The organism is Chitinophaga jiangningensis (assembly GCF_900142605.1).
GTDB lineage: Bacteria > Bacteroidota > Bacteroidia > Chitinophagales > Chitinophagaceae > Chitinophaga > Chitinophaga jiangningensis.
In genome coordinates, this window is the sequence record NZ_FRBL01000016.1 from 32,176 (window position 1) to 53,470 (window position 21,295).

Below are 21,295 nucleotides of genomic sequence, written 5' to 3' on the forward strand. Positions count from 1 at the left end.
ATCCAACTTCCATTTGCAGAAATCAAAATTGAACTTTTAAGCCACAAAACAAAAGTATGGAACTCCTTTGTACCTGCAAAGTCCGCAGAAAGGGCAGGCCTTTGCACAAAAAATTATTGCTTATTATGCGATTAACGGCGATACTAACCTTAGTATTTACACTTAATCTGAGCGCCAAAACATTCTCCCAGTCGGTCACCATCAAGGGTAAACGACTGGCGGTATACGACATATTCAACAGCATCAGCCATCAAACCGGGTATGAATTTGTGTATGATGAGCACCTGCTGCAGAAAGCCGCGCCAGTAACCTTAAACATGCAAAGCGCCACGGTGCCGCAGGTACTCAATGCCTGCCTCAACAGTCGTTTGTTTTCGTACAGCATCGTCGATAAAACAATTGTAGTGTCGCCTCGCCCGCAAACCAAAGAAACCCTGACCGCCAACCCTAACATAGCCATCCAGGGCAAGGTGGTGGGTGCCGACGGGCAGCCGCTGGTAGGCGTATCCGTACAGGTAAAGGGTACCAGCAGAGGTACGGCCACCGGCGTAAAAGGCGAGTTCACCATTGATGCTAAACCGGGTGATGTGCTCGTGATCAGCTACATCGGTTTTGCCCAGCAACAGGTAACCGTAGGCAACGACACCAACCTTACTCTCACCCTGCAGCCACAGGATAGTCAGCTCAACGCAGTAGTAGTAACGGCCCTCGGCGTAAAACGCGCGGAGAAATCCATCACCTACTCCACTCAGCAACTCAATGGCCTGGAACTTACCAAAGCCAAAGATCCTAACCTGATCAACACCCTTAACGGTAAGGTTGCTGGTTTAACCATCAGCTCCAGCGCCTCCGGTGTAGGCGGTTCCGCCAAAGTAATCCTGCGCGGCAGCAAGTCGGGCCTCGGCTCCAACCAGGCCCTGTACGTGATCGACGGTGTACCCATGAACAACTCCCTCACCAACCAGCCCAGCAGCATCTACGGTGGTACTTCTTCCTATGATGGCGGTGATCCTATCTCCAACCTCAACCCGGAAGACATCGAAAGTATCACAGTGCTGAAAGGCGCGTCAGCAGCGGCATTGTATGGTAGCCAGGGAGCTAACGGCGTTATCCTGGTGACTACCAAATCGGGCAAGTCAGGAAAACCCGCGGTAAACGTATACAGCGGCTTTAACATCTCCCAGGCAGCCTACCTGCCCGAATTCCAAAACAACTACGCACAAACGAAAGACAGCTCCACCCAAAGCTGGGGTGCTAAAATCAATAACCCGGTAAAAAGGGATAACCTGGATCAGTTTTTCCAGACCGGGCAGATATTTACCAACGCGATCAGCCTCAGCGGCGGCAGTGATAAGGCACAAACTTATTTCTCCTACGCCAATACCTCCGGTCGCGGCATTGAACCCGGTAATGATATAGGTCGCCATAACATCGACTTTAAAGAAACCGGCCACTTCTTCGACGACAAGCTCACCGCCACCGCCGATGTGAACTATATGACCCAGAAGATTGAAAACACGCCACTCTCTGGCTTCTATTTCAATCCACTCACCGGTTTATACCTGTTCCCGCGCAGCCTGGACATCACCCAATACAAGAATAATTTCGAAGTAGGAGATCCCGGCCGTAACTACCTGCCGGTACAAAACTGGCCGCTCAATGAAGACGTACAGCAAAACCCATGGTGGATCGTAAACCGCAACCCTAATTCCCTTCGCAGGAACCGTTTGCTGGCCAACGCCAGCCTGAAATACCAGGCCAACAACTGGCTCAATATCCAGGCCCGCGGAAGCATTGACCGCATCAACGACCTGTACGAACAAAAAATATACGCCGGTACCCAACAGGTGCTTGCCAGCCCTAACGGTAGCTACTATTATGGCAATACCACCACTACCCAGCAGTATGGCGACCTCCTCGCCAACTTTAGCTTCCCTGGTAAAAAAATCAGTATCAACGGTTTGGCCGGCGCCAGTATCCGCGATATCAAAACCCAGGGAGACGTGATCAGCTCCGGTAAAGATGGACTGTACCTTCCCAATATTTTCACCATCCAAAACGTGAAAACACTGGATGCGCGGATCTCCGGTACAGCACAGGAAAAACATAGTCAATGGCAGTCAGTTTTTGCCAGTGCCAACATCTCGTATAACGACTGGTTGTTCCTCGACGTAACAGCGCGTAACGACTGGGCATCCAACCTGGCGTACACACCGCAGCTATCCTACTTCTACCCTTCCGTAGGTTTGAACGCTATCCTCAGCCAGGTGCTGCACCTGCCGTCCGCTATCAGCTTTGCTAAAGTGCGCGGCTCCTACGCCATCGTGGGTAATAGTCCGCTCGCCTACCAGAGTAACACCCCTGGCGCCAAACTGGGTAGCAGCGGCAACATCGTGGTAAGCACCGCCAATCCGTTCAACACCCTGAAACCGGAAAAGACAAAATCGCTGGAACTCGGCACAGAATGGCGCTTTATCGATAATCGTTTAAGCGTGGACGTTACCTACTATAAAACCAATACCACCAACCAGACCATGGAAATTGCCGCTGCCTGGGCAACGCTGAACAACACCGTATTTATCAATGCCGGTAACATTCAGAACCAGGGCGTGGAAGCGATGGTGCGCTATGACGTTTTTACCAAGGGTAAATTCCAGTGGAACACAGGCCTGAACTTCGCTACAAACGAAAACAAGATTATTGAACTCTCTCCGCAGGTGGACCGTTTCACCCTCAGCGGTGCTTCCGGTGCTAACTATGCTTCCCAGTTTAAAGTAGGTGGTTCGTTCGGAGATATCTATGGCACCGTATTGAGCAGAGACGCGCAGGGCCGTATCCTCATCAAAGACGGCAAGCCGGTGAAACAGGGCGGCGACATGGTATACCTCGGGAATTCCAATACCAGGTGGCAGCTTGGCTGGAACAACAACCTGAACTATGGCAATTTCAGTTTCTCTTTCCTGATCGATGGTAAGTTCGGCGGCAAGGTGATGTCTGTTACACAGGCGATGATGGACAGCTATGGCGTATCCAAAGTGAGTGGCGAAGCCCGTGATGCCGGTGGTGTAAAAATTAATGGTGTGGACGAAGCCGGTAACCCGGTATCTACCATTGATGCCGCTAACTGGTACTCGGTAATTGGCGGTCGCGAAGGCGTATCCGGCGAGTATATGTACAGTGCCACTACGGTGCGACTCAGAGAAGCCGCATTGGGTTACCAGGTACCGCTGAACAAAACTTTTGTGAAGTCCCTCAAGTTTTCACTTACCGGCCGTAACCTGATTTACTTCTCCAAAAAAGCACCGTTTGACCCTGAGCAAACGATGTCAACCGCTAATGGCCTTGGCGGCGTGGACGCCTTTATGCTGCCCGCAACCCGCTCCTATGGCCTCACGCTGAATGCAACCTTCTAATGGTATCACTGAAAAAACTGAATAGGATGAAACTGATTAATAAACTGCGTGGATATAAAGTATGGGTGACTGCCGCACTGCTGATTGGCAGTATGAGCGCCTGTACAAAAAATTTCGAATCATATAATACCGATAATACCGGGGTTACTGATGATCAGCTGGCCCCTGATTTCAATGTACTGGGACTGTATTTGAAATCTGCCGAAATGTCTATTTACAACTTCTCCGGCGGAGGCGATCCCAACTCCTTCCAGGTGCAGCAAAACCTGAATGCCGACTGCTTTTCCGGGTATTTCATGTCGGCCACTCCGTTTGGCAGTGGTTTGAACAATATGAACTATTCACTGGTAAACGGCTGGAACGGTGAAGCCTATAAAGTAGGTTACCTCAACGTAATCGCTCCGCTTACCAAACTGCGTAGCACCGGTATCGAAAAAAACTTCCCGGCTGTATGGGCGGTAGCGCTGATTACGAAAGTAACGGCCATGAGTCGCGTCACCGATATCTACGGGCCTATTCCGTATAGCCATGTGGGTGAGAGCAATACCAGCGTGCCATTTGATAGTCAGCAGGACGTTTATAAACGTTTTTTCCTGGAGCTGGACACGGCCGCCAATTACCTGCGCACGCAGATCAGCAGCGGTAAAGCGTTACCTTTCAACTTCGCACAGTTTGATGTGATTTACAACGGTAACTTTACCCAGTGGCTGAAGTTCGCTAACAGCTTACGCTTACGTCTTGCTACACATATTAACTATGCCGATAAAGCCCTTGCCAAATCAGAAGGGGAAAAAGCTTTGGACCCTGCTAACGGAGGGCTGATTACTGCCAACGCGGATAACATGACCGTAAAGATCACCGGTGCATTTACCAATCCGCTGGTGTTTATTGCCACCGACTGGGCAGATACCCGCATCAATGCTTCTCTTGCCTGCTACCTCAATGGATACAACGATCCTCGCGTGAGTAAGTATATGGATAAGTCCACCGACCCTTCCTTTCCGAATCAATACATCGGTATTCGTATAGGCAGCATCACCAGTGCCAATGCGAAAGATGATTATGTGAAATATTCCAACCTGAATGTAAACGATGGTGCCGTGCCTTCTTTCAGCAAGCAAACAGCAGTACAACTGATGACCGCCGCGGAAGTATATTTCCTCCGTGCAGAAGCTGCCCTCAATGGCTGGACGAACGCAGGTGCTGTGCAGCAGGCTTATGAAGATGGCATTGCCACTTCCTTTGCGCAATGGAATGTAAGCAACGCTGGTTATAAAGACGATAATGCGAGCGTGCCGGCAGCTTACGTAGATCCGAAGAATCCTGTCAACAACGCACCAAGCCCTTCTTCCATCACCATCAAATGGAACGAAGCTGCTACGCCTGAACAGAAGCTGGAACGCATCATCACGCAAAAATGGCTGGCGATGTTCCCTGAAGGCCAGGAGGCATGGACGGAGTTTCGCCGTACCGGTTATCCAAAGCTGTTTCCAGTGGTGAACAACAACAGTGGCGGAACGATTAACACCGATCTGCAGATTCGCAGGTTGCCATTCCCGCAGAATGAATATAATACTAATCCACAGGCGGTGCAGGCGGCGATTCAGCTGTTGAGTTCACCCGCCGATAATGGTGGCACTAAACTGTGGTGGGATCAGAAACCGAGATAATTTTGAGAATAGATATATAACAAGTGTTAAGTGGCGCCTCATTTTCTATGAGGCGCTTTTTTTTCCCTGGAATAGACCTGTGCATTCGGCACTGGTCTATTCCAGGGCGTGGCGGGGCTGGTGCCCCGGCCACACCCTGGAGTTTGATGGTGATTTACCTACCTGTTGTAACTTTTACTGCCCACGTCCGTTTTAACAGGCAAACTCCCAAACCAAAATCATTGCTGCTATGCGTACTGTTAAAGCTATCTTGTTGCTCAACGTATTATTATTCACGGCCTTCGGCTGTAAGAAATATGAAAAACCGAAGCCCGAAATCATTACCTGTATCAGTTTCGGTGTTTCCTGTGTCGCGGTGAAATATGTTGGTAAAAGTTGTCAGGATGTGATCCAGTTGGTAGACCCCAGGATGCAGGCGGGTTTTAAAAACTACACGGATACCATCAGTAATGCTTTCTTTGGCGAACCGCTGAATCCACGCGCCATTCCGCATACCATGGGTGTTGTAGGACTACCGGATTCCGTAAAAGATGGCAACGTATTTTACATGACGCTGAGTGGAATTGACTCTTCAAGTTATCACCCGGCAAATTGTTACAGTAATACCTTTATTGTTAAGTATGCTGCACTCAGCAAAACACCCTGCGCTCCAGGCACAGAGATTAAATACTAAGGCACAATGGTGATAAACAGGTAAGTAGCCAGTATCACCAGCTGTACAATGCCCTGTAAAACGTTGGTCCGGCCTGCGCCAAATGAAATATTGATGGTAAAAAGTGAGAGTAACAGTAGTAAGGTGGACTTACCATCAATACCAAGTGTGACTTCAAAATTCATGACGTAGCACACGATGGCCACCGCCGGAATGGTGAGTCCGATACTTGCCAGGGCAGAGCCCAGTGCGAGGTTCAAACTGGTTTGCAGGCGATTGCGGGAGGCGGCGCGAATAGCGGCGAGTCCTTCCGGCAACAGGATCACAGCGGCAATAATAATACCTACCAGGCTCTTAGGAGCACCCAGGTCTACAACAATACCTTCGATGGTAGGCGACAATTTCTTCGAGAGCAATACCACCACAACCAGGGAAGCTAACAACAGCAACAGGCTGCAAACGGTAGTACCTGCGGATGGTGGCGATGCATGAGCATCTTCGTCGCCTTTGGCCGCATCTTCCGGCAAAAAATAATCCCGGTGCAGTCCCGTTTGCACCGCTACAAAGCCACCGTATAAAACGAGCGAGATAATGGCCACAAATATCAGCTGACTGCTGCTATACACTGGTCCCGCAGAGGTAGTGGTATAGTTAGGCAGCACCAGGGTTAATACGGATATAGCCGTGAGGGTAGTCAGCGCAGCGCTTACCCCCTGCTTGATGTACGCCTGCTCCTTGTATTTATAACCACCAATCAGTAACGACAACCCAATGATACCCGTGAGGATCAGCATGATGGCCGCAAACACCGTATCCCTGGCCAGGGTAGCACCTCCTGCGCTTTTTGATAACATCATGGAAACGATCAGTGATACTTCAATCACGGTAATGGCTAATGCAAGAATCAACGTACCAAAAGGCTCTCCCACTTTATGCGCTACCACTTCGGCATGGTGTACTGCCGCCAGCACCGTAGCTATCAGCGAGGCTCCCATGATCACGGCAAACAGGCCGCTCTTATACTGCGATGCCAGTGCTAAGATGATCAGGCCCAGCATTGGACATATGATTGACCATAATGGCAGTGCTATTTTCCAACGTTTATATAAAAAATGATTATACTCCATGGGGGTAAAATATGAATTCCCGCTTAAAGGGACATTAAAATGAAATTAGAACTGCTGAGCCTCCTGCGGCACTCCCGCAATTATATAGCACAATGCACAATCCGTACATCCGCTGTATTCCGCTGCTGCTTTACCTTTACATCCGGACTTTCATCCATCCTGATAAACCATCGGTAATCAAAACAAAAATTTCCTGTACAGGTTCATTTACCGGCGGAAAAGAACGGACAGCACCAGTAATCAATTCTAAGGAGCGTTATTCGGAACCTGTTTATGACCCCATGGAGGATGCACCAAAAAGCACACAGCTCACACCGATGGTGACAGCTGCGCGCGGCAGGTGCATCCTTATTGCTTTTCTACTGTGATGTAAAAATTTTCGTCATCCACCCCAACATCTTCCGCATTCATTTTTTTCAGTGTGGTGACTTTCCATTCCGCCTCCGGATACAGCCATCCACCTGGCTTTTCGCCGATGGTATATTTTACCGGCATATCAAATCCGGCTACAGTGCCTGCCCAACGGTATCGCAATTGCAATCCGCCGGCTACATTTTTAAGCGAGTATTCCAATCGGGGAATTGTGGTAAGTCGCAGGTATTGATCAAAGAAGGGTTTTAAATTCCTTTTCATTTGGTGAGATATAAATGCCTCCAGGGAATCGGAGCTGAGGGTCCTGTAACGATACTGGCGCTGAATATTGTTGAGGAGCGTGTACCAGGCACTGTCGCCGGGTAATAGCTGCCGCAGGGTATGTAACATGAGACTGGCCTTGGTATACATATCCCCGATGTCATAATGAATGTGATTTACATTATACACGCCTATCACCGGTTCCTTATTCAGCACGCCGGTTTTACTTTCCGCTACCGTGGCTGCTCCCACCGCTTTACCGAACAGCATTTCCGTCATCAGCACTTCCGCATAGGTGGCAAAGCCTTCGTGTATCCACATGTCGGCGATATCTTCGGAGGTAATGGCATTGCCCCACCATTCATGGGCCGACTCATGCCAGATAATTGATGGCAGTATCAGCAAACCAGTATCATTGAGTATTTTCCCAAAGCACACAATACTTTGGTGCTCCATAGGATACGGGCTTTCCACCAGTTTAAATCCATCCCGCGGAAACGGATAAGCCCCAAATGCTTTCTCAAAGGTGGCCAGCATTTGCTTTACCTCCGGAAACAGTTTACGGGCGCGTTCCAGGTGCATCGGCAGTACATAATAGTCCAATACCAGCGTATCACCGGTTATGCTACGGTACTGATCCGTAAAATGGCTGTACTTCCCTATGCAGAACGACACATTGTAGTTATTAACCGGGTACGTCACCCGCCATTCATAACGGGTACTGGTATCCCCCAGGTTTACCTTTGATAGCAGCTGACCGTTGGAGATCTCCGTATAGCCTGCCGGTACGGTAACGGCTATACGCATACTGTCCGGTTCATCGGACTGATGATCCTTATTAGGCCACCATACACTCGCTCCCGATCCCTGGCATACCATCTGCGTCCATGGATTACCGGCAGGGTCCTTATCATATAGTATGCCGCCATACATAGGCAGGCGGGCATCGCCTTCCTGGGGCTGGCCGTGGTACACGATGGTAACAGCTGATTGGCCGCTGATCAAAGTATCAGGCAGGGTAATAAACACGGCGTCGTATTCCCGGGTATAGCTGACCGGTGCATCCTTGTATAGCACACTGTCGATGACCATGTTTGCGTATAGGTCCAGCTGAAACCTGCTAAATGGTTGCATCACCCGGAACTGTATTTCATTACGTCCACGGATATATTTTTTTTCGGCAGATACGGATACATCCAGGTTATAAAAGGTAACGTCGTAGCAGGTACGAAACGGGGATAGCATACCCCGTAGGGTATCGCGACGGGTAAACCCATTCTCCCGGTTCGATAAGCGAATGCCGGGGACAGCCGCGGTGTCCTTAGTAGTGGTCAGCTTTACCGTATCAGGAATATCCGGCAGCAGGATATTGAAATTTTCCCAGAAGGCGGTATCATATCGTTGGGGAATGAGCTGCCCCACGGCAGCCGCCTTACTGGCCACACCGGCATCGAAAGGCTTCACACTGTCGGTGGAGATACCGGTAACCTGCAACAGGAAGTCGCCCTTCCAGGGTGCGTTATGTACCTGGCGGCTACGACTGTTTACTACTAACTCCCAATGGCGGTGTACCTGTTCCAGGTACCATTTGCCCTTATAGGGCTTGTATTGAATGGTGGTAATAGCATCCTGAAAGGTAAGGCTGGCTTTCATGAGGCGCGACATAATCGTGTATGCCACTCCTCCCATACCGTGTTTATTAATCCAGTTGGCACCATCCGGTGTGAGCGACCAGACCACCTTCACGATGGCGAGTGTGGAGTCTTCCAGGTAAACCGTTCCCTTCGTAAGCGCTTTTTTATGTGGCTTGCGGGGCATGTAATCAACGATGAGCAGCCGCCGGTCCCCTTCCATGATAGCCTCGCGATAAACAAACCTGTACAGGTAAAAATTATCCGGATTCAGGAATGAGCGTGGTGCGTCCGGTGATTTTTGCAGGTCCTCCATGAGGGAGCTGTAAGCGGTATTGGTGATATTGCTGATCCAGTTGTAAAACCGCGGATCATCCCTTGGCGGCGTTTGGTGCTTGCGCCCTTTTACCAGCCGGATCTGATCCTGCTGGCCAGGCTGGCGATATACCTTAAAGATGTCCAGGACAGATTCGTTATAATTGAGGGTATCCTGCCCCATTCTGATATCCTCCCGATAAAATGCGGATAGTCGTAACCGTGCGGTGTCGTAATTGGCAGGCATGCGGGCAATGGCTTTTTCAATGAGGGACTGCCCATTGGGTGTACTAATGATCACAGGGGCCAGCTCCATGGAGGCTTGTTCCAGGTTCACGTTCAAATGGCCGTCTTCCTGCGGCACAGGTATAACCACCCGGCGGTAGCCCATAAAAGTAATCACCAGTGAGTCGGGCCGGTCCCACAAGGGTATTTTCAGGAGGAAGTCGCCATGGCCATTAGCGGTAGTGCGGCTACTTTCATGCAGCGCCTGTACAGAGGCATAGGGTAATGGTGTTTGTTGCCGGGCATCCCGGATTTTTCCGGAAACCACCCGGAACGACTGTTGACTAAAAACCAATAAACTACAAAGAGAAAATATCAGGGCCAGGCAATAAAATCGCATATTCTTTTTTTAGGGCAAATAAAGGATAACAGGGCTGCCTACCTACTCAAATCCGGATTTGATCACTCCTTATCGGCTTCACCATGGCCCACTTCCGCGATTTGACGTAAATATTCGGTGGGCGATGTGCCGGTTTGCTGTTTGAATGCCCGCTGAAAAGTTGCCTGCGAGTTAAATCCTGATTCGAAGGCTACCCCCATCAGGGTCATATGCCCAAATCCGGGTTGCCGTACTTTCTGCTGGAAATCGGCAATGCGGTATCCATTCACAAACTCATTAAAACTTTTATTTACATATTGATTTAATACCAGGGAGATGGTTTTGGCGGCTATGCCCGTATGTTTCGATAACAAGGCAAGATTAAGCTCGGGCTGCAGATACAGTTTCTCCACTTCCATCGCATGCCGGAGCTGCGCTACAATGGCATCGGTGTTGGGTGGCGGTGTCACCCTAACGGCTGTACGCAGCTCTTCCGGTTTAGCAGGCGCGAGTAAACCCTTGATGCCAATGGTATAGAGCAAAGCTACCAGCGGTATGTAAACAGGGGCCCAGCCTACCAGGTCCAACAGCTTGTTGGACAACGATGGAATGACGTACGGCACAAGATAAATAAACCAGATGGCTTGAAAAACCAGAAATATCCCGATAAAGGTACGCAGCCAGCGGCCGTAGGATCCATTCCCGCTATGCACTTGCAGGTAACGGTAGGCTAATACTAGGTAAATAGTCACTGACATCCATCGCGGGATATCCGCATATACATTATAGGTATCAATAAAATTCCCCCATGGGGCGGGGCGGTTTGGGAGCAGGCCCAGCAGCACCCCGGAAAAGAAAATAATCGCTGCCAGCTGCCCACCCACGTCTATTAATACCGGTGCAAAATGCCAGCGTTGCTGCTTTGTAAGCCTGAAGCCCGGCTCCAGCGAGGCCATGATATAAAAATACAACAACGGCCCTACCGGCATTACCAGCACGCCGGGAATAATCGCACATAATACGTTGATGACTACTGATATATTAAAGATGGGTAGTTCATTGATCAGCAGGTTAAAGCAGGCCAACCCAAAAATAGCCATCACCCAGGCCAGGAACCGGTTGGCAGGGCGCTTTCGGGCGCCTGCAAAAAGTAGTACAGTCAGTATGATTCCCTGCAATACCCCCATCAGCAGGATGGTGTGGAATATACCTGTCGAGGTCATAGAACAAATATCCGTTTAGCTGAACTCTACCTTAAAAAAATACCGGGATGATGATCATCCCGGTAACGAATATACTAAGATATTGTTGCTTCAGATATTTACACTCTTTAGCACATTACGGTTTCCGAAGCGGCCATCTGCCGCCTTAAATTCATGAGTGCATAACGCACACGACCCAACGCTGTATTAATACTAATACCCACCGTTTGAGCCATCTCCCGGTAATTAAGCCCGGCGTAATACCGCAGGATCAATGCTTCGCGCTGTGCTGCAGGCAGCCGGTCCAGCATGTCCTCTATTTCCCGGTACCGCTCACCGGTGATGAGCCGCTGCTCCGGACTAAAATCCATGTAGTGCAGGCTGTCGCCAATGGCCTCATTAAAGCGGGTTACCACATTATGCCTGGTTTCGGCCTTCCGGAAATGGCTGATGCAAAAGTTATGGGCGATACGCACCACCCAGGGGCAAAACCGGTTATTATCCGTATACTGCCCCGATTTCAAGGCATTGATAATCTTAATAAACACCTCCTGGAAAAAATCTTCTGCCAGGGCTTTATCGCGTACCAGCAATACTATGGTTGTAAAAATCCTGTCCTTATGTCTGTACACCAACGTAGTAAAGGCCGGGTTATCGCCTGCTAAATACAATCGGACTAACTCCTGATCCGAAAGATGGTTATACTTCTGCATACACATATTATCATACGATGAATGAATAGATTTTACTTCGAGGGAAATGAGGGTCCCTCTGGAAAGAGGGACTACCGTGTCTAAGATGTTATTTGTTGTTTAGTCCACAAGGTTGAGATACGCTTTTACCACATCGTAGTTATTCCAGTCAATCACACTACGGGCAGCTACACCACCAGGAATAAGGATGTAACGGTATTGCTGATATTTGGTGCCATTTACGGACACTGTACCAATGCGCACATTTGATTGCAGGATTATACCGCCAGGCACCAGGATATTAAATAAAGAGAAACTACCGTAGAATGGCAGTGCCAAAACCTGAGGGCTGGCGGGTGTGTTCAGGTTGATATACACTTTCACATCTGACTTGCCGATCATATCAGCCGTAAGTTTTGATACCGCGATCTGGCCATACCAACCCACCGTATCAATCACGCCACCTGGTAAGTGCTGGGTATCAGCAGCAAAAGGAACATCCAGCCAGGCTGAATAAATTACGTTTGCAACACCGGTATCACCTTTAGCACCGGTATCTCCTTTAGGACCAGCAGGTCCCTGAGCACCATTCTGACCGGCAGGGCCTTGAGCCCCGGCAGGTCCCGGCTCACCATCCTTGCTACAGGATACCATGAACATTACAACAGCGGACAGGATCAGTGCATAGGGCAAAAAGCTTCTTAACTTTTTCATAATTGTGTTTTGTTTTTTGTGTTTTTTGTTAGTGATTATTTGGTTGATTGAATTTTATTTTACCATACGTTTCGCGGACAAGTATCACCATAGCGGTTCCCCAGCAATATCCCGATCATAATCTCATGGGATCCTTTGGTCACCACGTTCAGCGAGGAAGCGGCATAGTCATAGGAATACCCGATGTTTACCAGCGAACTGATATTGACGCCGAACATCCCCGCCACGCCATCATTCACCCGGTAGGAAGCCCCGAACCAGAGGCGGTCGCGGTACATAAACCGTGCATTTACATCCCAGCTCAACGGTGCCGCCGTGATCATTTTCATCATCACGCTGGGCATCACATTCAGGTCATCGCTGAGCCAGAGGCGGTAACCGGCGGTGAAAAAAAGGTGGGGTATCAGCTTACCCTGGTAAGCTGAGTCACCCACCACTTTGCCGTTATCGAAACCTAATTTCTGCGGAACTATATTTTGCGCGGAGGCACCCATAAAGAAATCGGCTGAATACAACCACAGGCCCAGACTCACATCCGGCCGCCAACGATTCAGAATCCCACCGGAGCCCATGGCCGGGTCGTTAGGATCGTAGAACTCCACCTTACGAGTATCCAGCGAAACCTGCTGCATGCCTAAACCAATACCAGCACTGAGACTGGTACGGGGCGATAAATTAACATGGTGCGCATACGCCCCTGTGATAGAAAAGCGGTTTATAGGGCCGGCCTTATCATTTAAAATGGTAAGACCCATACCCGGATGCGGCGGCGGTGTGGTATAATCCTGCCAATACCCCTTCCCTCTTGGGTTTTCGCCTTCGGGATTGAAGCCGGTAGGCGACGCTTCTGCATAGTCGGACTTATGCAGCGGCCCATGCAGGGTGAGATAGGTGGTTACCGGAGCCCCGTTGATGCCCGTCCACTGGTGCCGGTGGCTCAGCCGCAGGTCCCAGTAGTTTTCAATGCCCGCTACGGCAGGATTGATGATAAACGGGTTCATGATATACTGGGTATAATGTGGCAACTGTTGCCCGTAACCAACATGCAGCCCTAATATCAGCAAGCCTGTAAACACAATTCTTTTCATGTCACTAAAATTTTAGGTTAACCGTTATTGCTTCAGGATCGAGAAGGTCGTTCTCCTGTTGAGGGCGCGGCCTTCCGGATTATCGCTGCCATCAGGCAGGGTGTTTGGCGCTACCGGCAGGGAAGCTCCAAAGCCTTTCCAGGTGAGGCGCGACTTGTCAATACCTTTGCTGATCAGGTAGTCCACTACGCTTTTAGCACGGGCTTCCGACAGCTTCTTATTATGTTTCTCCGAACCTTTACTATCCGTATGTGCACCCAGTTCTATCTCCATGGTCGGATGCTCGTTTAACATACTTACCAGTTTATCCAGCGATGCAAATGATTCCGTTTTAAGAGTGGCCTGGTCAAAGTCGTAGTACACGTCCGTAAGGGTGATCGGCGCCGGAGGTGTGGCCACCGGACTGATACAGATGGCTGGTGTGGCCAGTGATTCCGCATCCAGGTCATCCGGTGCATTTACCTGCCCCGATCCATTCGTATAGCCGGTAGCTTTAGCATCTACCTGTAACCTGGTATACTCCGGAATACTGTAGGTATAAGACCCGTCGCCGGCGGTAGTCAGTGTAGCCACTACCGTATTGCTGGCAGGGTCTTTCACCACCACGGTAGCTCCGGCTACCGGTGCGCCACCCTCGCAGGAAACAATGGTTCCGCTGAGCTGACGCGGGGCACGGTCCTTATGCAGGAAAAATAATTCCAGGCAGCAGGAAGCGTCCCTGTCAGACCCCAGCAGCACATCATCCAGCAGGTTGCGGTTGTTACTGCGGCTGCCGAAGTAGATATCATCTTTTACGGAGTTTACGGGAGCACCCATGTTTACAGGGGTTTTCCAGTTGCCTACCGTACCGCGACTACTAAAGAAATCATATCCTCCCATGCCGGTACGGCCATCGGCGGAAAACACGAGTGTGCCGGTAGTAGCATGATAGAAAGGCGCCTGTTCGTTGCCTGCGGTGTTGATCACTTCACCAAGATTGCTGACAGCCGTCGGTAATCCGCTGCCATCAAGCGTTGCGGACCAGAGGTCAAATCCACCGATGCTTCCTGCCCTGTCGCTCGCAAACAGCAGGTACTTCCCGTCAGACGTCACAAATGGCTGCTGTGCATTGGCGCCGGGTACATTTACTGCATCCGGCAAGGCTACCGGCACGGTCCAGCTTTCGCCACTTTTACGGGAAAGCCAGATGCTGGCGGTCTTTTTGCCATGCGCTATATTCCAGCGGGTGAAATAGAGCACCTGCCCGTCAGGAGATACGCTACCACTGCCCTGATGCACACCAGCCGGCTGCTCGAGTCCCAACAGGTGAATGTTAGCGGCGTTGCCAGCTTCATAGTCCGCGGTGTAAAGGCGGTTGATAAAGCCATGGTCATCGCTGGCATTTTCCGGGCGGGTGGAGGTAAACACCAGCTTATCAGGACTCAGCCACAGTGGCGCATAGCTGGCGCCGGTGGCGTTTAAGCCCGTTGGTGCTTTTGTTATTTTATAGAGATGTAAATCTTTTTTCGACAGCTCTTTCGTTATAAAATCGAGGTTCGCAATTTCCCGGGCGGCGGCGGTCGTGTACTCGTCCTGCGCAGTATACGCAGCTGCAAACTGCCGGAACACCTGCCCTGCCAGTTCATATTTACCCAGTGCGCGTAACGATACGGCATAGTAATATGCAGCCAGTGGATAAGCACTTTGATTACTTTCCATTACGCTGGCATAATAGGGTGCTGCTTTTTGATAATCGTGCAGCAGCCGGTAGCTTTCTGCCAGTTTGTAAGTAGCCTCCTGTTCACTGCTCACAGCAGGTTTAGCCTTATGATCCGCTGATACGGAAGTGGCTACGTATGGCTTATAGGATTCCTGACGAACTGATTTTCCTTTTGCCACCAGGTATTTTTCGTAATAGGTAGCAGCGGAATTAAAGTCATTCTTTTTATAGTAATCATCGGCCGCACGCAGGTAGTTATAGGCCAGCTGCGCCTGGGCAGTCATGGCCATCAACAGTGTGGCAGCGGTAGTGAATATTAATTTCTTCATGGTGCTTTTGTTGTGATTACAATCTTGGACAAACGAAGTCGACCCCTGGTGTTTTTACCTTTTTCCTTCCGATGAAAGTGATGGAGATTTCAAAACTGTTGCTACCCCGGTACATTTTTGACAGGTCGGATGTGGTAATATCGTAGCTGATACCCATCATCATATTTTTGTAGAGGAAACCGGCGTGGGTGGTAAACGCATCTTCAAAGCGGTAGTTGAGGCCCAGCATCACATCCGCATCCAGGGCTACGTTGTATTGTCCGTATGCACCAATCATTTTTTCCGAAGCCGTACCCTGTTTCAGGTACAGCACATTTGGCGTGAGTGCAAAGCGATCGTCGATATTGAGTTTTACGCCGGCGTGTGCAGTAACGCGCATGGGTATACGCGCATCGCCGTTGGTGCTGAACTGATCCGTGGGGCGTGTGAGATGCATCACGGAAAAGCCGCCATAGATATTGTATTTCTTGCCGGGAGTACCGTCGAAGTACAGTGCACCAGCGCCTGCATCAAAGCTGCCGGCAGAGGTACGGGTAAAGCCATCGGTATGCGGATTGGATGGATTGTAGCCGGTAACGGGATTCCACTGCTCGCCAAAGGTGAACTTAGCGGGATCGAAGCGGCGCTGGATAAAGCCCGCCTGCAGTCCGAAGGTCAGCTGGTGGTAGTGGCTGGCATCCAGCTTCACGCCGGTATAGGCGGCGCTGATGTAGCCGGTGGTATAATTATAGCCCGCATCGCCGGCGGCCTGATTCAACACGCTGGCGCCGAAGTTTACGTTTTTGGAAGTAGGTACTTCCGCAGCAATGCCGTAGGTTTTGAAGGGACTGATATTGCCCCATTGCGTACGGTAAATGGCTGCCACGCGGTAGTCACCGTCAAACGCACCCGTGAGCGCCGGGTTTAACCAGGCCGGGTATACGTAGTACTGGGAAAAGTGCGGGTCTGTTTGCGCCATCAGCCGCGGTGCAGCAAGGATGGTCAACAGCGTCAGGAACAATGCAACAAAATTCTTTCTCATTGCGCAGTATTTATAGTGTTAGTGTTATTTCAAAATCGCCACATAACCGGTGAGTGGCTGGAACCCGTTCTTCAATTTGATCACGTAGTAGTAAGTACCTACCGGCAGTACACCGCCTTTTGCGGAGCCGTCCCATGGCGTACTATAGCCTACACTGTGAAATACCTTCACGCCGTAGCGGTTAAATACTTCCACTGTGGCTCCGGGGTAATCGCCCAGGTTTTTAATGAACCAGGTATCGTTGATACCGTCCCCGTTAGGCGAAAACGCTGTTGGCGGAATGACTGGTTTCAGCACTTTTACCGTCATCTTATCGCTGGCCATGCAGTTGTGTTTGCCAATGGCAGTGAGGGTGTATTCTCCGTCTTTCATTGCGGTGATTTGTGGCGCGAACACGGAGGCATTCGGGAAGTCGCCTCCGGGCGTCCATCTGAACAGCAGGTTCACCGAGTCATTGGCCACGGGGCGGAACTGCACCAGCGTGCCTTGCGGCACCACGAAGGACGGACCGGCATCGATCACCGGTTGCAGGTATACGATCACCGTGCTGTTGAAGGCGGCGGAAGTACAACCGGCAGCATTTTCCACGGTCAGCTGTACGCCGTATTCGCCCGGCTCGGTAAATTTCTTCTGCGGGTTGCGATCGGCGGAGGTGCTGCCATCCCCAAACTGCCATGCCCATTTGGTGATGGTGCTGGTAGCATCAGTGCTCTGATCTGTAAACACATTATTCATACCCTGGCAGAGCGTATCTGGTGTTACACTAAACGAGGCCACAGGCTGATCAAAGAAATTATTGAATGGCTGAACAGCCGTATTGGCGCAGCCTGCGGCGGAGGTAGCGGTGAGGCTCACCGTTACCGGCGCTGCATTTTGATAGTGATAAACGGGGTCCCTGTCAGAGGAGGTACCACCTGCTTCACCGAAGTTCCAGCTATAGTTAAGGCTTTGGGCGCCTTTGAGCGTAGTGGTGTTGGTAAACGCAGCGATACCTTCCGGCATACATACTTTGGCGGGTACCGTAAAACCGGCTACGGGTATAGGATGTACAGTTACGTTTTGTTTGATAGTATCACTTACACAGCCATACTGACTTACTGTTGCCAGTGAAATTTGCCAGGTGCTGTCATCCGGGTACGTATAGGCGAACACGTTACCATTGGTAGCCGTGGTTTGTGTTTTATCACCAAAGTCCCACGCGTAGGTAATTACAGCCGGATTGGCCTGCGGGGTGATGGTCACGGGTTCACCCAGGCACACGTCCGTAGCAGTAAAGCCAGCTGTAGGCTTAGGGTTCACGGTAAGCACGGTGGATATGCTGTCGGAGCAACCATCGGCCGTATTGAAAATATACCAGATGGTACGCTGGCCTGCGGAGGCAACGCTCGGGAGCAGGTTACCTGCACTGTCCACCCCGGGTCCGCGGTAGAATCCTTGTCCGGCCACGCCATTCAGCACGGCGCCTTTATCCACCTTTACGCCGCTGAGGGCGTTTTCACAAACGGCAGGTAATGCCGCGAAGCTCAGTTGAGGCTTGAATTTGAAAGCAGTGGTGAGCACGGAGTCTTTCGTACAGCCTTTATCGGTAGTAACGGTGTATTTGATCGTGTAGGTACCCACGGTGTTGTAGGTATGGCTGGGCGACTGCACCGCAGCCGTGTTCGGGTTAGCCGGCGTAGCGCCTGCATCTCCGAAGTCCCAGACATGGGTGGTAATCGGGCTGTTGTCTGCCACGGCAGGTGTACCGGTAAACTGTACGATACCATCGGCTGCAATACAATCCAGTGGTGAGGAAAAGGCAGCTACCGGGTTCGCGTACACGTTTACGGGGAGGGTAACGGTATCACTCACACATTTCTCTGAAACTTTTACCACGTGTTTTACCGTCAGTGCACCATATTGCGGGAACGCGGCTGTTTGCGGGGTGCCGCTACTGTCTCTCTTTATATTATTAGCACCGTAATCATAGTACCACTCCCCTATAGGCGCAGGGCCACCAAACGTAGACTGGTCCGTAAAAGTTACCTGCCCGCCGGCACAAAGGGCTGCGATATCACTGGTGAAAGCAGCGGTAGGTACCGGGAACGACTGCACGCTGAATGAAGTATCCGCTACGCAGCCATCGGCAGTAATGGCGGTCAGTTTCACGAGCGTGGTACCTGGTGTAATGAGTTTACGCACGGTTTGACCACTGTCCTTTTCGTTGTTCGGGAAGTCCCAGTACCAACGGTAATTTTTTGCATCAGCAGCGGTGGTATCTCCCCGAAAAAAAACAGAATCTTTGGTACAGCCGGTGTAGCTGACACTGAGTGCTTTTTGCGGCTTATCCTTCACCAGAATAGTATATCCTACCTGCTCGGTATTGTTACAGTTCTCTACTGCCGGGCTGGTAGACATTACAACGATATCATGATTACCTTTTGTATTGAACTGATAGGTGCCTGGTATAGCGTATTTGTAATATGGAATACCCTTTATCATTACGGTTCCTGTGGCAACCGGGCTGTTGACTGTAATATCAGTTGCCGGTGTCATCACTCCAGCCAGGGTACTCAGTTTCCACACCATTTTTGTTGGCCGGTAGGCCATCAGAATTGACAATTCTACGGGTGTATTTGTACAGGTAAAATCATTCGTTGGTTTAGTTAAATCGTAAGCATTATGAATTTCGCCAATTGCGCTGAGGTTATTGACAAGCGTTCCGGCGTTGTAGGCATAGCTTTCTACACTCCCGAGGCCGTACACGGTTCCTACAAATGCGGAATCGCTATAGGCGAAGGACTGGCCTACTGTTGCCCCCCAGCGTTTTACCACGATGGAGTATCCTGGCAAATTCGGATGGGCGTATACCTGATCAAAAGTATTACTACCATCAATCCGCAGGGATGGGATACCTCCATTCGGAATAATTAGGGTGAGGTAGTTGGTGGTAATTCGTTCCATGTTATTTCGGTAGAAGCCAACGGATTTAATAGCCTGTTCAATAGGGCTTATGAACACCATTTCCGGATCACCGAGGCCGGTATTTCCGCAGGCTCCGGATGAACTCATATACTGCGCCAGCATAATGGGCTTATCCGATTCCAGGTAATCGGCTGTATTGCTGGTGTATTCATAGTATGAATTAGGCTGCAAGCCGGTTAATCGCACACCGTTTCGGGTTACCACGGTGGCCGGATCTTTTACCACCACCCGGTAAATATTATTTTGTTTGCCAGCAGCACTGACTGAAGTCGCGTTGGGTGCGGTGAGGTAACGCTTTCCCCATGCCTCATAAGGAAACATTTGCTGACAGATATTATCACCACTACCGCCTCCATTTACCGTACAGGATATAGCGGTACGGCTGCTTCCAGCGAACACCCCTACAGGAGCGCATTCTCCATTTGAGTTAGCCAGGGTTCTGACAGTGGTACCTGTTAATTCATTACCAATACTACCGTTCACGATGCGTCCTACTACCTGGTATATATCACCTTTATTAAGTGTTATGGTGAATGGGACACCGGCGGGGCGGCTGTTTCTTGTAAGTACGGAAGGGGTTATTTCTACAATCGTATTATTTTCTTTTGCGATTACAAACATGAACGAAAAACAGTTAGCCGCATAGTTCTGCATACTGTTACAGGAAATATAGGAATACCCCCAGGTTTCAACCGGCATCAGCATGGTTGCTCCGGAGGAGGCCTGCCCAAATATGTGTGCGTATGCTACAATGGGCACATCGCTAACGATGTGAATAGCTTTGTTTGAAAAGACGCCTTCTCCCCCTGTACCGCCATAACCAGGCGGAGGTGAATACAGGCGGGCATCGTTAATACCGCTTTTCTGGATCAGGTCAGTAGCGATTACGGTACCTGCGGGAATATTATAGGTTCTTGAATAAGTGGGGCCATAAGATACGGTTACAGTGGCGGCCTGTTCGGCACTCAGGTACAGCACCATTTCCTGGCTATTGTCCTGCCCGGGTTCCATAAACTGGTGAAGTCCGTAGCCAACCCAGAACTCTTTTCCTTTGTTGGAACGGTTCTGGGCTGAGCTTTTCATGGCCACGAACTGCAACACTAACAGCGTAAACACCAGCCAGTAGCAGCGGGAACTGCGAGGCGGGTTTAATAGGTTGATCATCTGTTTCATGTTATTGGGTTGACTGGTTATTGCTTCAGAATGATTTTGCTGGCACTGGAGCCATCGTCGAAGGATACACGCAGCAGATAGGTGCCATGACTGAGGTCCGGCGTTAGTAGCTGCGACTGCTTCCCGTTTACGGGCCATTGCCGGATCAGCTGTCCTGCTATGGAATACAGCGCCAGCTGTTTCATGTTGCGTATTCCTTCGATATTCCACTGGCTCACGGCAGGATTGGGAAACACCCTTACTGCGTGGGCCCGCAGCTGGGTACTGTCTACCCCCTGGCGGCTGCAGTGTGCAGCTGCATGGGCCGAAGCCACATGCAGCAGTACACCCGCTAATGTTATTAAAAGAGCTTTCATCATTGCCATAGA

General features: G+C 50.3%; 13 protein-coding genes. 3 read left to right on the forward strand and 10 right to left on the reverse strand.

The genetic code is table 11. The annotated features are described in order from the left end of the window. Positions 1-125: 125 nt before the first annotated feature. The 3 genes from BUB18_RS28580 (at position 126) to BUB18_RS28590 (ending at position 5,756) form a co-directional block, all read left to right on the forward strand. The gene (locus tag BUB18_RS28580) at positions 126-3,413 is read left to right on the forward strand and encodes a SusC/RagA family TonB-linked outer membrane protein (RefSeq protein WP_073087749.1); all 3,288 of its coding nucleotides are present in this window, start codon (positions 126-128) and stop codon (positions 3,411-3,413) included. A gap of 26 nt (positions 3,414-3,439) precedes the next feature. Further along, positions 3,440-5,083 (forward strand): RagB/SusD family nutrient uptake outer membrane protein, encoded by a 1,644-nt coding sequence (locus BUB18_RS28585; RefSeq protein WP_143160134.1) that lies wholly within the window; start codon positions 3,440-3,442, stop codon positions 5,081-5,083. Positions 5,084-5,312: 229 nt separating this feature from the next. Continuing rightward, positions 5,313-5,756, forward strand: coding sequence for a hypothetical protein (locus BUB18_RS28590; protein ID WP_073087750.1), 444 nt, complete (start codon positions 5,313-5,315; stop codon positions 5,754-5,756). On the opposite strand, the gene BUB18_RS28595 is transcribed toward BUB18_RS28590, so the two are convergent. The 10 genes from BUB18_RS28595 to BUB18_RS28645 all read right to left on the reverse strand — a co-directional run bounded on the left by BUB18_RS28595 (position 5,753) and on the right by BUB18_RS28645 (position 21,286). Continuing rightward, positions 5,753-6,862 carry a calcium:cation antiporter gene (locus tag BUB18_RS28595; protein WP_073087751.1) on the reverse strand — a complete coding sequence of 370 codons (1,110 nt, stop codon included), beginning with the start codon at positions 6,860-6,862 and terminating at the stop codon, positions 5,753-5,755. The genes BUB18_RS28590 and BUB18_RS28595 overlap by 4 nt on opposite strands. A gap of 348 nt (positions 6,863-7,210) precedes the next feature. Next, positions 7,211-10,066: a M1 family aminopeptidase gene (locus tag BUB18_RS28605; RefSeq protein ID WP_083550982.1), complete on the reverse strand. Its 2,856-nt coding sequence runs from the start codon at positions 10,064-10,066 to the stop codon at positions 7,211-7,213. Between the two features lie 62 nt (positions 10,067-10,128). Continuing rightward, entirely contained in the window at positions 10,129-11,268 is a 1,140-nt protein-coding gene (locus BUB18_RS28610) for a helix-turn-helix domain-containing protein (RefSeq protein WP_073087754.1), read from the reverse strand. Between the two features lie 107 nt (positions 11,269-11,375). Beyond that, on the reverse strand, positions 11,376-11,960 hold the full coding sequence (locus tag BUB18_RS28615) for an RNA polymerase sigma factor (RefSeq protein WP_073087755.1): 585 nt from the start codon (positions 11,958-11,960) through the stop codon (positions 11,376-11,378). A gap of 99 nt (positions 11,961-12,059) precedes the next feature. Further along, positions 12,060-12,653 (reverse strand): collagen-like protein, encoded by a 594-nt coding sequence (locus BUB18_RS28620; protein ID WP_073087756.1) that lies wholly within the window; start codon positions 12,651-12,653, stop codon positions 12,060-12,062. 59 nt (positions 12,654-12,712) lie between these two features. Further along, positions 12,713-13,741: a PorP/SprF family type IX secretion system membrane protein gene (locus tag BUB18_RS28625; protein ID WP_073087757.1), complete on the reverse strand. Its 1,029-nt coding sequence runs from the start codon at positions 13,739-13,741 to the stop codon at positions 12,713-12,715. A gap of 24 nt (positions 13,742-13,765) precedes the next feature. Further along, positions 13,766-15,769 (reverse strand): OmpA family protein, encoded by a 2,004-nt coding sequence (locus BUB18_RS28630; RefSeq protein ID WP_073087758.1) that lies wholly within the window; start codon positions 15,767-15,769, stop codon positions 13,766-13,768. A gap of 16 nt (positions 15,770-15,785) precedes the next feature. Then, positions 15,786-16,790: a PorP/SprF family type IX secretion system membrane protein gene (locus tag BUB18_RS28635; protein ID WP_073087759.1), complete on the reverse strand. Its 1,005-nt coding sequence runs from the start codon at positions 16,788-16,790 to the stop codon at positions 15,786-15,788. Positions 16,791-16,814: 24 nt separating this feature from the next. Further along, positions 16,815-20,918, reverse strand: coding sequence for a PKD domain-containing protein (locus BUB18_RS28640; RefSeq protein WP_073087791.1), 4,104 nt, complete (start codon positions 20,916-20,918; stop codon positions 16,815-16,817). A gap of 26 nt (positions 20,919-20,944) precedes the next feature. Then, positions 20,945-21,286: a T9SS type A sorting domain-containing protein gene (locus BUB18_RS28645; RefSeq protein WP_073087760.1), complete on the reverse strand. Its 342-nt coding sequence runs from the start codon at positions 21,284-21,286 to the stop codon at positions 20,945-20,947. Between the last annotated feature and the right edge of the window lie 9 nt (positions 21,287-21,295).

Bases quoted from the DNA above. Each gene is read 5' to 3' on its own strand.
- BUB18_RS28580 (WP_073087749.1), top strand. From the start codon at position 126: ATGCGATTAACGGCGATACTAACCTTAGTATTTACACTTAATCTGAGC.
- BUB18_RS28585 (WP_143160134.1), top strand. From the start codon at position 3,440: ATGAAACTGATTAATAAACTGCGTGGATATAAAGTATGGGTGACTGCC.
- BUB18_RS28590 (WP_073087750.1), top strand. From the start codon at position 5,313: ATGCGTACTGTTAAAGCTATCTTGTTGCTCAACGTATTATTATTCACG.
- BUB18_RS28595 (WP_073087751.1), bottom strand. From the start codon at position 6,862: ATGGAGTATAATCATTTTTTATATAAACGTTGGAAAATAGCACTGCCA.
- BUB18_RS28605 (WP_083550982.1), bottom strand. From the start codon at position 10,066: ATGCGATTTTATTGCCTGGCCCTGATATTTTCTCTTTGTAGTTTATTG.
- BUB18_RS28610 (WP_073087754.1), bottom strand. From the start codon at position 11,268: ATGACCTCGACAGGTATATTCCACACCATCCTGCTGATGGGGGTATTG.
- BUB18_RS28615 (WP_073087755.1), bottom strand. From the start codon at position 11,960: ATGCAGAAGTATAACCATCTTTCGGATCAGGAGTTAGTCCGATTGTAT.
- BUB18_RS28620 (WP_073087756.1), bottom strand. From the start codon at position 12,653: ATGAAAAAGTTAAGAAGCTTTTTGCCCTATGCACTGATCCTGTCCGCT.
- BUB18_RS28625 (WP_073087757.1), bottom strand. From the start codon at position 13,741: ATGAAAAGAATTGTGTTTACAGGCTTGCTGATATTAGGGCTGCATGTT.
- BUB18_RS28630 (WP_073087758.1), bottom strand. From the start codon at position 15,769: ATGAAGAAATTAATATTCACTACCGCTGCCACACTGTTGATGGCCATG.
- BUB18_RS28635 (WP_073087759.1), bottom strand. From the start codon at position 16,790: ATGAGAAAGAATTTTGTTGCATTGTTCCTGACGCTGTTGACCATCCTT.
- BUB18_RS28640 (WP_073087791.1), bottom strand. From the start codon at position 20,918: ATGATCAACCTATTAAACCCGCCTCGCAGTTCCCGCTGCTACTGGCTG.
- BUB18_RS28645 (WP_073087760.1), bottom strand. From the start codon at position 21,286: ATGATGAAAGCTCTTTTAATAACATTAGCGGGTGTACTGCTGCATGTG.